Annotated in this window: 1 protein-coding gene; it reads left to right on the forward strand. The window is 48.2% G+C overall.

Annotation, left to right across the window (positions count from 1 at the left end; translation table 11 throughout):
* Positions 1-59 precede the first annotated feature (59 nt).
* On the forward strand, positions 60-253 hold a 194-nt coding region (locus MFF64_RS37100; protein ID WP_238194056.1), incomplete at its 3' end, for a DUF488 domain-containing protein.

A 253-nucleotide genomic window follows, 5' to 3' on the forward strand; every position in this document is an offset into this window, starting at 1 on the left:
TTCTGAACCTCTAAATGTCGGTTGCTTTTTCGGAGACCGTGTGATATTATGTACCTATTATGGAAAAATCGCCCACCATCGTTCCAATCTACACCATAGGCTACGGAAGCCGTTCGATTGAGGAATTCATCGAAGTATTGCATCAGCATGAGATCGCCTACCTTATCGATGTCCGCTCCGCCCCGTACTCGCGCTATAAGCCGGAATTCTCCAAAGCCGCGTTAGTGAAGGAACTCGAGCAGCATGACATTCG

Origin of the sequence: Methylobacterium frigidaeris (assembly GCF_022179185.1) — a bacterium.
GTDB classification, from domain to species: Bacteria; Pseudomonadota; Alphaproteobacteria; order Rhizobiales; family Beijerinckiaceae; genus Methylobacterium; species Methylobacterium frigidaeris.